At 67.1% G+C, this 18,769-nt stretch carries 12 protein-coding genes; 6 read left to right on the forward strand and 6 right to left on the reverse strand.

The window, feature by feature from the left end:
• Window positions 1-82 precede the first annotated feature (82 nt).
• Window positions 83-2,467 carry a TonB-dependent receptor gene (locus ROV93_RS19220; RefSeq protein ID WP_312540861.1) on the forward strand — a complete coding sequence of 795 codons (2,385 nt, stop codon included), beginning with the start codon at window positions 83-85 and terminating at the stop codon, window positions 2,465-2,467.
• A gap of 199 nt (window positions 2,468-2,666) precedes the next feature.
• Entirely contained in the window at window positions 2,667-4,364 is a 1,698-nt protein-coding gene (gene ybaL, locus ROV93_RS19225) for a YbaL family putative K(+) efflux transporter (protein ID WP_069139333.1), read from the forward strand.
• A 592-nt stretch (window positions 4,365-4,956) separates the two neighbouring features.
• Here ybaL and ROV93_RS19230 read toward each other — a convergent pair.
• Window positions 4,957-6,243, reverse strand: coding sequence for an aminotransferase class V-fold PLP-dependent enzyme (locus ROV93_RS19230; RefSeq protein ID WP_180890572.1), 1,287 nt, complete (start codon window positions 6,241-6,243; stop codon window positions 4,957-4,959).
• Window positions 6,244-6,423: 180 nt separating this feature from the next.
• On the opposite strand from ROV93_RS19230, the gene ROV93_RS19235 reads away from it, so the two are divergent.
• From ROV93_RS19235 to ROV93_RS19245, 3 genes are all read left to right on the forward strand, one after another.
• Complete coding sequence (locus ROV93_RS19235; protein ID WP_005418539.1) at window positions 6,424-7,161, forward strand: response regulator transcription factor; 738 nt, start codon at window positions 6,424-6,426, stop codon at window positions 7,159-7,161.
• Window positions 7,158-8,447: an ATP-binding protein gene (locus tag ROV93_RS19240; protein ID WP_312540872.1), complete on the forward strand. Its 1,290-nt coding sequence runs from the start codon at window positions 7,158-7,160 to the stop codon at window positions 8,445-8,447. Before ROV93_RS19235 ends, ROV93_RS19240 begins: the two co-directional genes overlap by 4 nt.
• 141 nt (window positions 8,448-8,588) lie before the next feature.
• Complete coding sequence (locus ROV93_RS19245; RefSeq protein ID WP_072167660.1) at window positions 8,589-9,389, forward strand: MipA/OmpV family protein; 801 nt, start codon at window positions 8,589-8,591, stop codon at window positions 9,387-9,389.
• 39 nt (window positions 9,390-9,428) lie between these two features.
• Here the strand turns inward: ROV93_RS19245 and ROV93_RS19250 are convergent, their stop codons facing one another.
• The 3 genes from ROV93_RS19250 to ROV93_RS19260 all read right to left on the reverse strand — a co-directional run bounded on the left by ROV93_RS19250 (window position 9,429) and on the right by ROV93_RS19260 (window position 13,662).
• Window positions 9,429-10,013: a hypothetical protein gene (locus ROV93_RS19250; RefSeq protein WP_242015783.1), complete on the reverse strand. Its 585-nt coding sequence runs from the start codon at window positions 10,011-10,013 to the stop codon at window positions 9,429-9,431.
• A gap of 54 nt (window positions 10,014-10,067) precedes the next feature.
• The gene (gene clpB / locus ROV93_RS19255) at window positions 10,068-12,653 is read right to left on the reverse strand and encodes an ATP-dependent chaperone ClpB (RefSeq protein ID WP_072167658.1); all 2,586 of its coding nucleotides are present in this window, start codon (window positions 12,651-12,653) and stop codon (window positions 10,068-10,070) included.
• Window positions 12,654-12,834: 181 nt separating this feature from the next.
• Window positions 12,835-13,662: a DUF3014 domain-containing protein gene (locus ROV93_RS19260; protein WP_072167657.1), complete on the reverse strand. Its 828-nt coding sequence runs from the start codon at window positions 13,660-13,662 to the stop codon at window positions 12,835-12,837.
• Between the two features lie 169 nt (window positions 13,663-13,831).
• Here ROV93_RS19260 and ROV93_RS19265 point away from each other — a divergent pair, with 169 nt between their 5' ends.
• Window positions 13,832-14,542, forward strand: coding sequence for a glutathione S-transferase (locus ROV93_RS19265; protein ID WP_072167656.1), 711 nt, complete (start codon window positions 13,832-13,834; stop codon window positions 14,540-14,542).
• Between the two features lie 197 nt (window positions 14,543-14,739).
• Here the strand turns inward: ROV93_RS19265 and ROV93_RS19270 are convergent, their stop codons facing one another.
• Both ROV93_RS19270 and ROV93_RS19275 read right to left on the reverse strand, forming a co-directional pair.
• Complete coding sequence (locus ROV93_RS19270; RefSeq protein ID WP_312540877.1) at window positions 14,740-16,344, reverse strand: hypothetical protein; 1,605 nt, start codon at window positions 16,342-16,344, stop codon at window positions 14,740-14,742.
• A gap of 667 nt (window positions 16,345-17,011) precedes the next feature.
• Window positions 17,012-18,730, reverse strand: a complete 1,719-nt coding sequence (locus ROV93_RS19275; RefSeq protein ID WP_072167654.1) for a thiamine pyrophosphate-dependent enzyme — start codon at window positions 18,728-18,730, stop codon at window positions 17,012-17,014.
• Window positions 18,731-18,769: the final 39 nt, after the last annotated feature.

An 18,769-nucleotide genomic window follows, 5' to 3' on the forward strand; every position in this document is an offset into this window, starting at 1 on the left:
TTGCGCACCGCAACAACCGCCGTCCGCCTCACCCCCGTGATGTCGATTCCGGTGCCGCCCCCGCCAACCGGAGCCCATCCCGATGACCCGCAAGACCAGCCTGATCGCCGCCGCCGTCGCTGTCGCACTCGGTGGCTCTCCGTTCGTCGCCGCCGCCCAGCAGGCCGGCACCGCCGCCAACACCCTGGACACCGTGATCGTCACCGGCACCCGCGTGGCCGACCGCACCGTCGCCGAATCGCAGTCGCCGATCGACATCATCACCCCCGAAGCGCTGCAGTCCACCGGCACCAGTGAACTGGCCACCGCCCTGTCACGCGCCCTGCCCTCACTGAACTTCCCGCGCCCGGCACTGACCGACGGCACCAGCGGCGTGCGCCCGGCGCAACTGCGCGGCCTGTCGCCGGACCAGGTGCTGGTGCTGGTCAACGGCAAGCGCCGCCACACCTCGGCGATGATCAACGTCAACGGCAGCATCGGCCGTGGCTCGTCGGCGGTGGACATCAACGCGATCCCGATCGCCGCGATCGAGCGCGTGGAAGTGCTGCGCGACGGCGCGTCGGCGCAGTACGGCTCGGACGCCATCGCCGGCGTCATCAACATCGTGCTCAAGGGCAGCGGCCGTGGCGGCAGCCTGGCCGTGGACTACGGCCAGTACTCCGCCGGTGACGGAAACAAGTACCAGCTTTCCGGCGATACCGGCGTCGAGTTTGGCAACGGCCGTGGCCGCGTGCACGTGGCCGGCCAGATCAGCCAGCAGGACGAGAGCAACCGCGCCGGCCCGTACCGCGGCACCACGCCGAATACCGGCAACTTCCCGAGCATCGGCCAGACCTTCATCGTCGGCGACCCGCGCGTGGACGCCACTGCCGCCTCGGCCAACGCCAGCTTCGATTTCAGCGACCACGTGACCGGCTACGCCAGCGCGCTGCTCAGCAACCGCGACATCACCTCGTTCGCGTTCTACCGTTCGCGCAACCATAGCGGGCAGAGCGCGCTGCTGGCGCAGACCTATCCGGACGGCTACGTGCCGGAGATCAACCAGTATTCCAAGGACCGCTCGCTGGTGGCCGGGGTCAAGGGCAACACCGACAGCGGCTGGACCTGGGACCTGAGCCTGAACCACGGCGAGAACACCCTCGATTTCCACACCCGCAACAGCATCAACTACAGCCTCGGTGCGACCAGCCCGCGCTCGTTCTACGACGGCACGCTGAAGTACCAGCAGGACATCTTCAACGCCGACCTGACCAAGTCGCTGGACTGGGGCCTGGCCTACCCGGTCACGCTGTCCTTCGGCGGTGAGTACCGCAAGGAGAAGTGGGACCAGAATCCGGGCGAACTGAACTCGTACACCGGCAGCGGCGCGCAGGGCTTCGCCGGCTTCACCCCGACCAATGAAGTGCATGCCGACCGCCACAACTACGCGGTCTATGCCGGCCTGGAAGCGGACCTGACCGAGAAGTTCTCGGCCGGCATCACCGGCCGCTACGAGGACTACTCGGACTTCGGCGACCGCTTCTCCGGCAAGCTGTCGGCGCGCTATGCGTTCACCGACAAGGTCGCGCTGCGTGCCACCGCCTCCAGCGGCTTCCGTGCACCGTCGCTGGCGCAGCAGGGCTACCAGGCGGTCACCAGCCAGTTCCTCAATGGCGTGTTCGTTGAACGCGGCACCTTCCCGACCACGAGCCCGGCCGCGCAGGCGCTGGGTGCCTCGCCGTTGAAGGCCGAAACCTCCACCTCCTACAGCCTGGGGCTGGTGCTGCAGCCGGTCGACCGTCTGTACATCACCGTCGATGCGTACCAGATCGACATCGATGACCGCATCGCGCTGTCGTCCAGCATCACCACCAACGCCGCCACCAGCGCGCTGCTGGGCGCCCTCGGCCTGCCGCAGGTGACCGCGTTCTCGTACTTCACCAACGGCCTGGATACGCGCACCCGCGGCGTCGACTTCGTGTCCAGCTACACCGTGCCGTTCAGCGCCAGCAGCCTGGAGCTGACCGCCGCCTACAGCTACAACGACACCGAAGTGCGCCGCGTCGGCGGCACTCCGGCGGTGTTCGGCACGCTGGGCCTGACCCAGTCGCTGATCGGCCGTGATGAGATCGGTCGCATCGAGGACAGCTACCCGCGCGACAAGGCGATCCTGAGCGGCACCTGGCGTTCGGACCACTGGGAACTGGGCCTGGCCGCGACCCGCTACGGCAAGTTCACCGTACGCAACTCGGCCACCGCGCTGCGCGACCAGACCTACGGCGATGCCTGGGTGGTGGATGCCTCGGCCAGCTACAAGCCGAGCAGCAACTGGACCCTGACCGTGGGCGCCGACAACCTGCTGGACAAGTACCCGGACCGCACCGAAGACCTGCAGAACTCCACCTTCGGCATGCTGCCGTACAGCAACTACTCGCCGTTCGGCTTCAACGGCGCGTATGTGTACGGGCGGATCAAGTACACCTGGTAAGCGGTAGTGCCGGCCGCGGGCCGGCAACCCCGGGCCGCATCTGGAGGAGAGCCCCTTCTTGTTGAAGGGGCGCGCCGAAGGCGGGGGTAGAGGAGAAATGCGTGGCAAACCCGCCGGCCACGGCACGTGGACGGCAGGTTTGCCGTATCTGGCTTCATCGGTGAAAATCGGGGGCGCCCCCGATTTCCTGCGAGTGCCGATGCACCATGACACCGACCTGATCAACATCGTTGCCGTTGGCCTGGGGCTCGCCTTCATCTTCGGCGCGCTGGCCAACAAGCTCCGCTTGTCTCCCCTGGTCGGTTACCTGGTTGCTGGCATCTGCGTAGGCCCGTTCACCCCCGGCTTCGTCGCCGACCAGGCGCTGGCCAACCAGCTGGCCGAACTGGGCGTGATGCTGCTGATGTTTGGCGTCGGCCTGCACTTCTCGCTGAAGGACCTGATGGCGGTCAAGGCCATCGCCATCCCCGGCGCCATCGGCCAGATCGCGGTGGCCACCCTGCTCGGCTGGGGCGTGGCCTCGCTGATGGGCTGGCCGGCCATTCATGGCGTCATCTTCGGTTTCTCGCTGGCCACGGCCAGTACCGTGGTGCTGCTGCGGGCAATGGAGGAACGGCGCCTGCTGGAGACGATGCGCGGCAAGATCGCGGTCGGCTGGCTGATCGTCGAAGACCTGGCCTGTGTGCTGGCGCTGGTGATGATGCCGGTGATGGCCGGCGTGTTCGGTCCCGACGCGGCCAAGGAGTCGCACTCGCTGGGCAGCGTGCTGGCCGACATCGGCTGGACCTTCGTGCAGCTGGGCCTGTTCGTGGCGGTGATGCTGGTGGTCGGGCGCCGGGTCATCCCGTGGATCCTCGAACGTATCGCCGGTACCGGCTCGCGCGAACTGTTCACCCTGTCGGTGCTGGCAATTGCGCTGGGCGTGGCGTTCGGCTCTGCGATGCTGTTCGGTGTCTCGTTCGCGCTGGGCGCGTTCTTCGCCGGCATGCTGCTCAACGAATCGGAACTGAGCCACAAGGCCGCGCATGATTCGCTGCCGCTGCGCGATGCGTTCGCGGTGTTGTTCTTCGTCTCGGTCGGCATGCTGTTCGACCCCAACATCCTCGTCCAGCATCCGTGGCAGGTGCTGGCCACGGTGCTGATCATCATGTTCGGCAAGTCGGCAGCCGCGTTCTTCATCGTGCGCGCGTTCGGCCACCCGACCAGCACTGCGCTGACCATCTCGGCCAGCCTCGCCCAGATCGGCGAGTTCGCCTTCATCATCGCCGGCCTCGGCGTGGCGCTGCAGATCCTGCCGAAGGAAGGCCAGTCGCTGGTGCTGGCCGGCGCGCTGGTGTCGATCATGCTCAATCCGCTGGTGTTCGGCCTGCTCGACCGATGGCAGGCCAAGCAGGAAACACAGCCGCAAACGCCAGAGCCGGAAGAGGCGACCGGCCCGTCGCGCGACCTGCATGACCACGCCATCGTGATCGGCTATGGCCGGGTCGGCAGCGAGCTGGCACAGGTGCTGCGCGATCGCGGCGTGCCGGTGCTGGTGATCGATGACAACAAGGAGCACGTCGAGCAGGCGCACGCCAGGGGCCTGGCAGCGATCCGCGGCAGCGCCGCCGCCGACCGGGTGCTGGCCGAGGCCCATCCAGAGCGGGCCAAGATCGCAGTGCTGGCGATTCCGCAGCCGCTGGAAGCCGGTGAGGCGCTGGCCAAGCTGCGTGCGATCAACCCGGACCTGACCCTGCTGGCACGTGCGCACAGCGATGCCGAAGTGAAGCATCTGCTGGAGCATGGTGCCGATGGCACGGTGATGGCCGAGCGCGAGCTGGCCTATTCGCTGGCGGAGATGGTCATGTCCACGCCGCCATATCGGAATCTGGGGCAGCACAGCATTCCGGTGGTGTGAGGGGTGTGTTTGCGGCAGGGCTTGCAGCCCTGCACCTGCCAAGGCAACGGCAAAGGCAAAGGCAAAAGCTGACTATCCGTGGGATGGCGGGGTGGGTCCGCTTGCAGGGGCTGCTGCAAGTACGCCCATGTAAGCTCGGTCGCCGCTTGCTCGTGTGCGCAATCCTGCGCACACGGCAAGACCGGGGTTGGGCGTCCTGCCCAACCCGCCCGAGGCATGCCTCGGGCCCATGCGGCTCACGCCCCCGCAAGCGGCCCCCCCCCGCCTTCGACAATTTCCCACGATCTGCAGTAGATCCACGCCATGCGTGGATGCTGTTTGATGAACTGTCGGAATGTTCGATTCCGATGGTGATCCATCCACGCATGGCGTGGATCTACCAGGATTGATGCCGACCGTCGGCACATGGGGTCAGATCTGTTTTCCACAGGAAAACGGATCTGACCCCGGAAACAAAAAAATCCCCGGTCGACCCGCATCGACCGGGGATCTGGATCGCCACGTTGTCACGCCTTGGAGAGGCAGTTCCACCCTAGCGCATCGCGCCGCCGGTGGTGATCGCCTGTGGCGATATGCACCAAGCGCGCGGCTATCAGGCGGCGGCCAGGGCCTGCTCCAGGTCGGCGCGGAGGTCACCGATGTGCTCGATGCCGATCGACAGCCGCACGGTATCTTCGCTGACCCCGGCCTTGGCCAGCTCTGCCGCATCCAGCTGGCGATGGGTGGTCGAGGCCGGATGGGTGGCCAGCGACTTCGCGTCGCCCAGGTTGACCAGGCGGGTGAACAGCTTCAGCGCATCGAGAAAGCGCGCGCCAGCCTCGCGCCCGCCCGGCAGGCCGAAGGTCAGTACGCCCGAGCCATGCCCGCCCAGGTAGCGCTGCGCGGCGGCATGCTCGGGGTCGTCTGCCAGTCCCGCGTAACGCACCCAGGCGACCTTGTCGTGCGCCTTCAGGAACTGCGCGACGGCCAGTGCATTGGCGTTGATGCGCTCCATGCGCAGGGCCAGGGTCTCGATGCCCTGCAGGATCAGGAACGCATTGAACGGCGACAACGCGGCACCGGTATTGCGCAGCGGGACCACCCGCGCGCGGCCGATGTAGGCCGCCGGCCCCAGTGCTTCGGTATAGACCACGCCGTGGTAACTGGGGTCGGGTTGGTTGAGGCGGGCGAAACGCTTCGGCTGCGCCGCCCAGTCGAAGCGGCCGGAGTCGATGATGGCACCGCCGAGGCTGTTGCCGTGGCCGCCCAGGTACTTGGTCAGCGAGTGCACGACGATGTCGGCACCGTGCTCGAACGGGCGCAGCAGGAACGGGGTGGCCACGGTGTTGTCGACGATCAGCGGCACACCCGCCGCATGCGCCACCTCGGCAATGGCGGCGATGTCGGTGACGTTGCCGCGCGGGTTGCCGATCGATTCGACGAACACCGCCTTGGTGCGCTCGTCGATCAGCGCGGCGAACGCAGAACGATCGGCCGGGTCGGCGAAGCGCGCCTGGATGCCGTACTGCGGCAGCGTGTGGGCCAGCAGGTTGAGGCTGCCGCCATACAGCGCGCTGGAGGCGACGATGTTGTCACCGGCCTCGGCGATGGTCTGGAGGGCATAGGTGATCGCGGCCTGCCCCGAGGCCAGCGCCAGCGCACCGATGCCACCTTCCAGTGCAGCCAGGCGCTGCTCCAGCACGTCGGTGGTGGGGTTCATGATGCGCGTGTAGATGTTGCCGGGCACCTTCAGGTCGAACAGGTCGGCACCGTGCTGGGTGTCATCGAAGGCATACGCCACGGTCTGGTAGATCGGCACCGCCACCGCGCGGGTGGTCGGGTCGGGACGGTAGCCACCGTGCACGGCCAGGGTTTCCAGTTGCCACTGCGGTTCGCTCATTGCACCAGGCTCCATCCGGGGAAACCGCCACCATAGGCCAGCTGGCACCCGCCGCTGAAAGCCACTGGCGATGACGCCCGTACCGGCGGTTATCAGGTTGGCCGCGATTCAGGCAGCCGTCATGGGGCGTTGCTAGGCTGCGCCGCCGGGCGCTCCTGCCCGGGCACGGAGGCCCCACCCATGCAGCCATCGCCCTGGCATCCCACCACCAGCAGTTCGCCTACGTCGGTCATGCTGGTAGAGGACGACCGTCGCCTGGCCGAACTGGTGAGCGACTACCTTCACCAGCATGGCTTCGCCGTGCAGCACATCGCACGCGGCGACCTCGCCGGCGCCGCCTGCCGCCAGCACGCGCCGGAGCTGGTGGTGCTGGACCTGATGCTGCCCGGCCTGGGCGGCATCGACGTGTGCCGGCAGATCCGCAGCTTCTCCGATGTGCCGATCCTGATGCTGACCGCCTGCGAGGACGACATCGAACAGGTGCTGGGCCTGGAATCGGGCGCCGACGACTATGTGCACAAGCCCATCGAACCACGCCTGCTTCTGGCCCGGCTGCGCGCCCTGCTGCGCCGCCGCCACGGCAGCAGCAACACCGGCACGCCCAGCCGGCTGATGCACGGTGAACTGCTGATCGACCGCATGCAGCGTGAGGTACACCTGCACGGCGCCACGGTGGACGTGGGCACCACCGAATTCGAAATCCTGTGGCTGCTGGCCAGCCAGCCCGGGCAGATCCTGTCCCGTGACCAGATCCTGCAGGCGGTGCGCGGTATCGGCTTCGACGGCCTGGACCGCAGCGTTGACGTCTGCATCGGCAAGCTGCGTCGCAAGCTCGGCGACGATGCGCGCGAGCCGCGGCGGATCAAGACCGTGTGGGGCCGCGGCTACCAGTTCAATCCGTCGGCCTGGACGGCATGAAGCGGCTGTTCCTGTGGCTGTGGTTCATCACCGGCGCCTGTTTCCTAGCCTCGGTATTCTTCCTCAACCGGGTGCTCGACAGCATCTATACCCCCGTGCAGGATCGCGTTTTCGTCCAGCAGGTGCGCGGGCAGGTGTACGCCCTGCGCAGCGGCCTGGCCGGCCTGGACGGTAGCCAGCAGCGTAAGCGCCTGCAGCAGTGGCAACCGCACTATGGCATCGCATTGACCCTGCTCGACACGCCTCCCGCGCTGGCCCCGCAGGAACAGGCAGCCGTGCAGGCCGATGGCTTCATCGTGCGCGATCAGTACCAGCAGGTCCTGCTGCCGATCGAAGGCATCGATGGTCGCTGGTTGCACCTGCGCCTGCCTGGCGCGGTGCAGATGACCACGTACATGACCATCGCGGCCTACCTCAGCATCCTGCTGCTGGTCGGCGCCAGCCTGTACGCCTGGGTTCGCCTGCTCTGGCGCGATCTGGAGGCCCTGCGCGTGCATGCCGACCGCATCGGCGCCGGCGATCTGCAGGCACGCGCGCAGGTTTCGCCACGCTCGCAGATCCGGGTCATCGTCGATCACTCCAACCGCATGGCCGCACGCGTGGCCGAACTGGTGCAGCGCCAGCGCGACCTGACCCATGCGATCTCGCACGAACTGCGCACGCCGATCGCGCGCGTGGCCTTTGGCCTGGACCTGATGCAGGACAGCGATGACCGCGAGCGCCGCGAACGACTGGCGCAGGGCCTGCATGGCGACCTGGCCGAGCTCAACCGGCTGGTCAGCGAACTGCTGGCCTACGAACGGCTCGAGCATCCGGGCGAGGGCGAACCGATGCAGCGGATCGAAGCCAACGACTGGCTGCAGGCCTGCCTGGCCGATGCCCGCCGCGATGCCGAACGTGCCGGCCTGGTGCTGCGCGTGCAGCCCAGTGCCCTGCCTCGGCTGGACGCGGAACCGCGCCTGCTGCAGCTGGCGCTGAGCAATCTGGTCGGCAATGCCCTGCGCCACGCGCGCTCGCAGGTGGACGTGTCGCTGGTGAGTGTGGGCGGGCGCGCCTGCCTGCGCGTGGACGACGACGGCCCCGGCATCGCCGAGGCTGACCGCGAAAAGGTGGTCCGCCCGTTCACCCGCCTGGATGACAGCCGCAGCCGCGACACCGGCGGCTTCGGCCTGGGCCTGGCGATCGTCGGCCGCATTGCCGCACGCCACCACGGCGAACTGCGCATCGGTCGCGCCGCCCACGGCGGCGCACGCCTGGAAATGCACTGGCCGCTGGCTGCCAGCTGAACGCCCACGGGCGCAATTACAGTTGATTACAACTCCCGCACAACTGCGGACGGATCGGTCGCCGGCGTATCGCCACGCTAGCGACCCTGCAGCACTCGCCGGATGCGCGCGCTGCTTTTCCTCCCATTGTCGAGAGTTTCCATGTCCCAGCTTCGCCGTTCCCACACCCTGCTCTGCCTGGCCCTGTTGCCACTGTTCGCTGCCCCGATCGCCCACGCCAAGGATGACCACTGGACCTTCGAGCTCGCCGCCGGTGGTGGCGTGGCGCCGCGCTACAGCGGCAGCGAGGAGTACCGTGCGACGCCTTCGCTGTCCTTCGATGTCACCTCGCCAGGGGGCTGGTTTCTGGGCACCAGTGGCATCGGCTGGGGCACGACCCTCGGCGAGCACACCCGCGTGCGCGCCTATGTCGGTGCCAGCGGTATCCGCAAGGACAAGGATTCGCTGCTCGGCGGTTCGGACTTCCTGCGCGGCATGGGCGATATCGATACCCGTCCCCTGGTCGGTGTCTCGGCTGGATATACGCTGGGCGAAGCCGTGCTGAGCGGCTCCTGGCAGTTCACCCGCAAGGACGAGGACAAGGCTGAGAACGGACTGGCTACCCAGCAGATTCACCTGAACCTGAGCATGCCGCTGTTCGACCTGGCCGGTGGCGTGGTCAGCGGCAGCGTCTCCACCGACTACGGCAACCGTGGCTACATGCAGACCTGGTACGGCGTCAGTCCGGAACAGGCCGCGCGCACCGGCTTTGCCGAGCACAAACCGAAGGCCGGCCTGGTCAGCGCCGGTGTGGGCCTGAAGTGGAGCCACCGCGTGGGCCGTAATGGCAACTGGTACATCTCGGCCGAAGGCACGCGCCTGCTCGGCGATGCGGCCAACAGCCCGATCGTGCAGAAGGCCAACCAGTTTGGCGTGATGAGCGGCTATACGCACCGCTTCTGATGCATGAAGGACGCCGCTGGGCGCCCTCTTTCGCTGCGATCAGTGGCAGGCTTGTGCGGTGCCGCTGCCGCACAAGCCGACCTCGCGCAGCCAGCCGATCCACTGCACGACGTCGTCCTTCTCCGGCTCGGCGCGGAACGACTTCTGCACGGTGTGGAAGCCCTGCCTGCCCTGCATGCCCTTGATCCAGGTGAACTCCGGTTTGCCGGTGCCGGGGTTCAGCGGGCAACTGAGCATCAGCAGCGCGAATGGCCGTCCGCCCTCCTCGCCTTCGCGGATCCAGTGGCTCTGCGCAGCCGGACAGGCCATGCGCCACCCCGCCTCGATGATGCCGAGGAACTCGCGCGGACTCACATGGCCACTGTTCGGCGCATCATTGACGGTGACCATGTCGGTCCAGTCCTGCACGGTCTGGCCCTGCGGCACGTACTCGGTGATGCGGTTGCCTTGTGCGTCGGTGCTCTGGTGGGCCTGCTGGTAACCCTTCATCGGCGGCAGCTGGACCTGTTCGACGGCTGCAGCGTGTCCAGCAACAGCAGCGAGCGCCAGCGCCATGCAGAGTGAAACCCTGCGGGTAACGTCCATGCGGTTCTCCTCGTCCTTGCGAAAGTGAAACGGGATCATTGTGCCTTGCTGAGGCTTTGGTGGCGCGCCAGCCATGGCAGGCGCGCCACCGGTTCAGGCCTTGGCGAAGACCAAGTGCCCACCCTCATTGCCGACTTCGATGGTGTCACCGTTGACGAACGCGCCGGACAGGATCTGCTGCGCCAGCGGATTCTCCAGCTGCGACTGGATCGCGCGCTTCAGCGGCCGCGCGCCATACACCGGATCGAAGCCGACGTTGCCGAGCAGGTCGAACGCCGCATCGGAGACCGCCAGCTTCAGCCCGCGCTCGGCCAGGCGCTTCTCCAGCCCGCGCATCTGGATGCGTGCGATCTGCTTGATCTGCTGCTTGTCCAGCGGGTGGAACACGACGATGTCGTCCAGGCGGTTGATGAACTCCGGACGGAAGTGCGCCTGCACCACGCCCATCACGGCCGCCTTCATCTGCGTGTAGGCCTCCGGGCTGTCGTCGCTGCTCATGTCCTGGATCTGATGCGAGCCCAGGTTCGAGGTCATCACGATGACGGTGTTGCGGAAGTCCACAGTGCGGCCCTGGCCGTCGGTCAGGCGGCCATCGTCCAGCACCTGCAGCAGGATGTTGAACACATCCGGATGCGCCTTCTCCACCTCATCGAGCAGGATCAGCGAATACGGGCGACGACGCACGGCCTCGGTCAGGTAACCGCCTTCCTCGTAGCCGACGTAGCCCGGGGGCGCACCGATCAGGCGGGCGACGCTGTGCTTCTCCATGAACTCGCTCATGTCGATGCGGATCATCGCGTCGGCACTGTCGAACAGGAACTCGGCCAGCGACTTGCACAGCTCGGTCTTGCCGACGCCGGTCGGGCCGAGGAACAGGAACGAGCCGGCCGGACGATTCGGATCGGACAGGCCGGCACGCGAGCGGCGTACCGCATCGGAGACGACCTTGATCGCCTCTTCCTGGCCGACCACACGGTTGTGCAGCACTTCTTCCATGCGCAGCAGCTTGTCGCGCTCGCCTTCGAGCATCTTGTTGACCGGGATGCCGGTCCAGCGCGAAACGACCTCGGCGATCTCCTCATCGGTCACGCGGTCCTGTACCAGCTTGAAGTCCTTGTGCTCGGCTTCCTGCGCGGCGGCCAGCTGCTTTTCCAGCTGCGGCAACAGGCCGTACTGGATTTCGCTCATCTTGGCGAAATCCTGGCGGCGCTGCGCAGCTTCCAGCTCCAGCTTGGCCTGCTCGACCTGTTCCTTGATCTTGGTGGCGCCCTGCAGCGCCGCCTTCTCCGACTTCCAGATTTCATTGAGGTCGGAGAACTCGCGCTCCAGCCCGTCGATGTCGTTCTCCAGGTCGGCCAAGCGCTGCCGCGAGGCTTCGTCCTTTTCCTTCTTCAGCATCTCGCGCTGGATCTTCAGCTGGATCACCCGGCGTTCCAGGCGATCCAGCTCCTCCGGCTTGGAGTCGATCTCCATGCGCAGGCGTGAGGCGGCTTCGTCCATCAGGTCGATGGCCTTGTCCGGCAGCTGGCGGTCGGTGATGTAGCGGTTGGACAGGGTGGCGGCAGCCACGATGGCCGGGTCGGTGATTTCCACGCCGTGGTGCACGGCGTACTTTTCCTTCAGCCCGCGCAGGATCGCGATGGTGTCCTCCACCGTGGGTTCGCCGACGAACACCTTCTGGAAGCGGCGCTCCAGCGCGGCGTCCTTCTCGATGTACTTGCGGTATTCGTCCAGCGTGGTCGCACCGATGCAGTGCAGCTCGCCGCGTGCCAGCGCCGGCTTCAGCATGTTGCCGGCATCCATCGCACCGTCGGCCTTGCCCGCGCCGACCATGGTGTGCAGCTCGTCGATGAACAGGATGATCTGGCCTTCGTTCTTGGCCAGGTCGTTGAGCACGCCCTTCAGGCGCTCCTCGAATTCACCGCGGAACTTGGCGCCGGCGATCAGCGCGCCCATGTCCAGCGACAGCACGCGCTTGCCACGCAGGCCCTCGGGTACTTCGTCATTGATGATGCGCTGGGCGAGCCCTTCCACGATCGCGGTCTTGCCCACGCCGGGTTCGCCGATCAGCACCGGGTTGTTCTTGGTCCGGCGCTGCAGCACCTGGATGGTGCGGCGGATTTCCTCGTCACGGCCGATCACCGGGTCGAGCTTGCCGCTCTCGGCGCGCGCGGTCAGGTCAATGGTGTACTTCTCCAGCGCCTGCCGCTGCTCCTCGGCATTCTCCGACTGCACGTTCTCGCCGCCACGCAGCTTGTCGATGGCCGCCTGCAGGCGGGTCTTGTCGGCACCGGCGGCGCGCAGCGCCATGCCCAGCGTGCCACCATCCTCCAGCGCCGCCAGCACGAACCACTCGCTGGCGATGAAGGCATCACCGTGCTGCTGGGCCAGCTTGTCGGTCTGGTTCAGCAGGCGCCCCAGGTCATTGCCCATCGAGACGTTGCCGGCCTGGCCGGACACCTTGGGCAGCGCGTCCAACGCCTCGGTCAGGCGCTCGCGCAGGACCGGCACGTTCACCCCGGCCTGCGCGAGCAGCGGGCGCGTGCTGCCGCCCTGCTGGTCCAGCAGCGCGCTGAACAGGTGGACCGGTTCGATGATGCTGTTGTCGCGGCCCACGGCCAGCGACTGTGCGTCTGCCAGCGCCTGCTGGAAACGCGAGGTGAGCTTGTCCATCCGCATTGCGAATCCTCATCGGTCATCAGGGCCGGCCCGCGCCGGCGATGCTGGGAAGATGCGGCTGCCCCACCCCGTTTCAAGGGTGGCTGCGACTGCACCCCGTAGCGAGTCAGCCTGCGGCCAGCATGCCGGAACGGGTGTGGTCGGCGCGTTGATCCCGATCAGTTCGGCGCAGTGGACCGGTTCAGCGGATGATCGCAGAGCGGAGCGCCCGCAGCTGCTGCTTGACCGCCCGCGCCTGCGTGGCGTCCATGCGCAACAGCGCCTTCTGGCCTATCGAGCGCGACTGCAGGGTGGAATCGACGAAGCGGTAGCGACCGCGCTCATCACGCTGCACCAATGGCGCCTGCACCAGTTCCGGGGTCTCCAGCAGATGGTCGATCACCGCCACCAGACGGTCGTTGAAGTAGCCGTCGGGCCGGCCCAGGTCGACGTAGGCCTGCTGGATCAACGGATAGAAGCGCTTGTAAGCCGTAGCCGCTGCCGCTGCCGCTGGATCCAGCGCAGTAAAGGCCTGCACATAGGGCGCGTAACGCGCCGAGTTGCTTGCCGCGATGCGTTCCCCACCCTCGCCAGGCTCGACCTGCAGGTTGCCCGGCAGCGGCCGTGCGGCCAGCGCCGTCGGCGGCACGCTTGGTTTGTCCAGGTTGTCGACCTGGGTGACCAGGCGCTGGATCAGGTGATCGCGCAGCAGCAGGGTCATCGGGCCCTCGCCCTGGAACAGCTGGCTCAATGCACCCCAGGCAGCCGTATCGCTGTCAGCCAGCTTCGGTAGCGCCGGATCAGCTGCGGCCTCGGTATCCAGCGGATGCTTGATCGTCGGTGGCGCTGGCGCGGGTTCCGCGGCCGCCTGCGGTTGTGGCGGTGCGCTGGTACTGGCGGGGGGCGATTGCACCGGCACCGAGACACCGTCTGCCAGGCTCTTCAGCTGATCGCGGAACAACCAACCGCCCGCGCCACCGATCACCACCACTCCCAACACCCAGGGCCATACCGCCTTTCCACTCTGCATGATGCAGCACCTCGTTTCACACGCATGGAGAAGGTGTGACCCCACCGGTTCCAGCCGGTTCCCCGTCTGTTCCGCTGCCGTTCGGCTTCGGCCCGCGCCAAAGCCGCGCTCACGCCTGCTTTGCATGCCCCGCGCGACGCTGTGGGTCTTTTCATGTGGAGGCACTGCCATGCAGTACGCGCTGTATTACTGGACCGGCATCCAGGGCCGCGGCGAGTTCGTGCGCCTGGCGCTGGAGGATGCCGGCGCCGACTACATCGACATGGCGCGGGTGCACGGCGATGCGGTGATGCAGCCGTTCCTGGAGGGCCACAGCGAAGGCCCGCAGCCCTTCGCGCCGCCGTTCCTGAAGGCCGGTCGCCAGGTCATTGCGCAGGTTGCCGCGATCCTGGACTTCCTCGGCCCGGCGCTGGATCTGGTGCCGCAGGCCGCATCGCGGCGGATGCAGGCGCTGCAACTGCAGTTGACCATCGCTGACCTGGTGGCCGAAGTGCATGACACCCATCATCCGATCGCCGCATCGAAATACTACGAAGCGCAGAAGACCGAGGCCAAGGCACGTGCCGCGTCGCTGCGCAGCGAGCGCCTGCCGAAGTTCCTGGGCTACTTCGAACGGGTGCTGGCCGCCAACGGTGGCCGCCATGCACTGCGCGAGCATTCGTATGTGGACCTGTCGCTGTTCCAGCTGCTGAGTGGGCTGGACTACATGTTCCCGCGTCGCATGCAGGCACTGGCGCCCACACTGCCCCTGCTGCGCGCGCTGCAGGCGCGGGTGGCGAAGCGGCCGAACATCGCCGCCTACCTGGCCTCGGAACGGCGGCTGGCGTTCAACACGAATGGCATCTTCCGCCATTACCCGGAGCTGGACGCCGAGCGGTAGTGCCGGCCGCTGGCCGGCAGAGCGCGCTGTAAGCATTCGCCGCCTGCAACACGCCCCTGTAGAGCCGAGCCATGCTCGGCTCAGAGCAGCCGAGCGCAGGCTCGCCTCTACAAGGCGGCAGAAGCAGAAGGGCCGGCAATGCGCCGGCCCTTGGATACCCATGAGCATGCCGGCCGCCGGCCGGCACTACCGTGGGATCAGCTGTCCCCACCCAGCGGCTTCACCGGCTGCTTCTGCAGCGACAGCAAGCCCAGCAGCACCGCCAGGGCCACGTAGGCGCCGGCAAACTGCACACTGATGATGCGCGCCAATCCTTCCAGCTCCCACGGCAGGTAGATGCCGCCGCGCGGATCCACCGAGTGGATCAGCCCGAACAGGGTCAGTACCGCCGCCACCAGCAGGAAGCCGCAGGCACGGCGCAGGCGGCCATCGACCATCGCCGCCACCGCCGAAATCCACAGCATCGAGGTGACGATGAAGCCATTGCCCAGGGTGAAGATCACCGCCAGCTCCGGCAGGCCGTGGCCGTCGAGCTTGGTCAGCAGCTGGGGCAGCTGATCCGGTGCGATCCAGCCGGGTGCCTTGATCGCCAGCAGGTAGGCCACCGAAGGCAGGAAACCGAACACCATCGCGCCGGTATGGTGGCGCGGCGTGGCCTGGAAGGCCTGGGTGGTGATGTCGATGGCCACGTACACGATGATCGGTGCCAGCACCGCCAGCGGCAGCCACTGCACCAGCCCGGAGATGATGCCGAGCATGCCGCCGATGCCGACGAACAGGCCGGTCAGCAGCGTATAGCCGCTGCGCGCGCCCATGTGCTTGTACGCCGGCTGGCCGATGTACGGCGTGGTCTGCGCGACGCCGCCACAGACGCCTGCCACCAGCGTAGCCACCGCTTCCACCAGCAGGATGTCGCGGGTGCGGTAGTCATCGCCGGCCGCACGCGCGCTTTCAGACACATTGATGCCGCCGACCACCATCAGCAGGCCGAACGGCAGCAGCAGCGGCAGGTAGGTCATCGCAGTGGGCAGGCCGTCGAGGAAGCCCAGCGTCGGCAGCGGCAGCACCACCTGCGGCGGCACCCACTCCGGCACATGGAAGCCCGGCGCACCCAGCCCGGCCAGGCCCAGGCCGTAATACAGCACGGTGCCGAACACGAAGGCCAGCAGCACGCCCGGGCCACGCACCGGCAGCTTCCCCTTGGCGATCAGCACATACAGCAGCAGGCCCAGCGTGGTGAAGCCGACCAGCGGCGAGCGCAGCGTTTCCAGCAGCGGCAGCAGGCCCATCAGCACCAGCGCGATGCCGGCAATGGAACCCAGCAGCGCGGCACGCGGCAGCGCGCGGGTGACTGCTTCACCGAAGAACGACAGCACGAACTTGAGCACGCCCATGATGACCAGCGCCGCCATGCCCAGCTGCCAGGTGGCGATGCCCGCCGCGTGCGGGTTCATGCCCTGCTGCTTGAACGCGATGAAGGCCGGGCCAAGCACCAGCAGGGCCATGCCGATGCTGGTGGGGGCATCCAGGCCGAGCGGCATGGCGGTGACGTCGTCACGGCCGCTGCGCGCGGCCAGCCGGCGTGCCATCAGGGTGTACAGCAGGTTGCCTATCAGCACGCCGAAGGCCGTGCCGGGGAACATGCGGCCGAACACCACGTCGGCGGGGAACTGGAAGATCCCGACCAGGGCCATGGCGATGAAGCCGAGGATGGAGAGGTTGTCGACGACCAGGCCGAAGAAGCCGTTGAAGTCGCCGGCGACGAACCAGCGACGCGGTGCGGCGGAAGCGGGAGCGGACATGGAAGGGGCGGTGGGGGTGGGGAGCGCCGATGGTAGGCCCAGCGGGGCCTGGGCGCCAATTCCGCGGTGGAATGATGGGTTCCAGCCAACGGCGGCGCCCCTCATGGCTGGGCGCGGGTAGAGTCGACTGTTAGTCGACTGGCATTGCCAGTTGGGCCGGTCGGGTAGGCTGCGCAGGGGTCGCTGCAAGTACGTCCCTGTAAGCTCGGTCGCCGCATCCATGCGGCTCACGCCCCTGCGCAGCCTACCCGCCCGGCCCCTGACAATTTCCTGCGCGTGCCAGCCACGGAAAAGAATCAAAAGATCAAAAGCAAAGGCAGGCTCTCGTTGTAGCGCCGAGCCCACGCTCGGCCGCTGTACGCGAAGCTTCTGAGCCGAGCACGGTTCGGCTCTACAAGAACAATTCGATCATTTCCACGCTATCCATGCATGGCGTGGATCTACCGGCAGATCGCGATGATCTGTCCAAGGCGGGGGGGTCCGGTTGCGGGGGGGCGCTGCAAGTACGTCCATGTAAGCTCGGTCGCCGCATCCATGCGGCTCACGCCCCCGCAACCGGACCCACCCCGCCATCCCACGGATACCCAGCTGTTGCTGTTGCTGCTGATGTTGCCGGCCAGCGGCCGGCCCTACCTCGCGTGCAGGGCGCAGCCCTGCATCGACCACCTCACTTCTTCAGGAAGTTGTCCACCAGCAGATGCTTCACGTCGTCGAAGCGACCGTTCAACACCGCCTTGGCCGCATACAGCGCCGTGCCGGCGACCTGCTTGGCCTCGATCTGCGGCGGCATCACCAGCTCGGCGCGACTCGTGTGCACGTCCAGCAATGCCGGGCCGCGCTGCGACAGGAAATCCTGCACCGCTTCCTCCAGATCCTCGCTGCGGGTGACCGTGCGGCCATGGAAGCCGATCACTTCGGCCAAGCGGCCGAAGTCCGGGTTCTTCAGGTCGGTGTAGTTGTCCAGAAGGCCTTCCACCTTCTGCTCCAGCTCGACGAAGTTCAGCGAACCGTTGTTGAACACCACCACCTTGATCGGCAGGTTCTCCTGCGCCGCCGTCAACAGATCACCCAGCAGCATCGCCAGGCCACCATCGCCGGACAGCGAGATCACCTGCCGGCCGGGGAAGGCCTTCTGCAGCCCCAGCGCCTGCGGCATCGCGTTGGCCATCGTGCCGTGCAGCAGGCTGGTCAGCGTGCGGCGGCGACCGTTGACGCGGATATGGCGCAGCACCCACACCATCGGCGAGCCGCCGTCGGCGGTGAACAGTGCATCCTCGGTAGCGTGCTTCGAGAGCAGCGCGGTCAGGTGCTGCGGATGGATCAATTCGCCTTCGCCCGGCTGCTCTTCCTGTTCGCGCTTCTTCAGCGCCTTGTCGCGATGCTCGATGCACTCGTCCAGGAAACTGCTGTCCTCGCGCGGCGGCAGCATCGGCAGCAACGCATCCAGCGTCGGTGCGATATCGCCGACCACGCCGAGGTTCACCGGGTGGCGGCGGCCAAGGTGGCTGCCATCGCGGTCGACCTGGATGATGGTGGCCTTGTCCGGGTAGAACTGGCCCCAGGCGAAGTCGGCGCCGAGCAGCAGCAGCGTGTCGCACGCCATCAGCGTGTGGAAGCCGGACTCGATGCCGAAGATGCCTGTCATGCCCATGTTGTACGGGTTGTCCGGCTCGACGAAATCCTTCGCGCGCGAGGTATGCGCGATCGGGGCCTGCAAGCGCCGGGCCAGTTCCAACAGCTGTGCGTGCGCGCCCTGGCAACCGGCACCGGCGTAGATGCCGATGCGCTTGCCCTGCCCCAGCAGCTCGGCGATGCGCTGCAGTTCGGCGTCGGAGGGGCGCAGTACCGGCTGGGTGTAATGCACCGAGAACGGCACATCGTGCTTCACCTCGGCCTGGCTGATATCGGCCGGCAGGATCACCACCGCCACGCCACGGCGGCTGATCGCGGCCTGGCAGGCCAGGGCCACCACGCGTCGCGCCTGCTCCGGGCTGTGCACCTGCTCGCAGAACACCGTGCAGCTGCCATAGACCGACTTGAAATCCACTTCCTGCGGGAATTCCATGCCCAGCTCGCTGGTCACCACCTGGCTGGCGATCAGCACCATCGGCGCACGGTTGCGGTTGCTCTCGAACACGCCATTGATGAAGTGCAGGCCACCGGGACCACAGGAACCCGCGCAGGCGGTCAACTCGCCGCTCACCAGCGAATCGGCGCCAGCAGCGAACGCTGCCACTTCTTCATGGCGCACGTGCACCCAGGCGATCTCGCTGCCATGCATCGCATCAGTCACATGGTTGAGCGTATCGCCCACGATGCCGTAGCAACGGCGGACACCGGCCTGCTGCAGGGCGTCCACCACGATTTCGGCCACGCGCTTGCTCATCGGATACATCCTCGAACGGGGGAACTCCCGAGGCTAGAC

Origin of the sequence: Stenotrophomonas maltophilia group sp. msm4, from assembly GCF_032025605.1 — a bacterium.
GTDB classification, from domain to species: domain Bacteria; phylum Pseudomonadota; class Gammaproteobacteria; order Xanthomonadales; family Xanthomonadaceae; genus Stenotrophomonas; species Stenotrophomonas sepilia.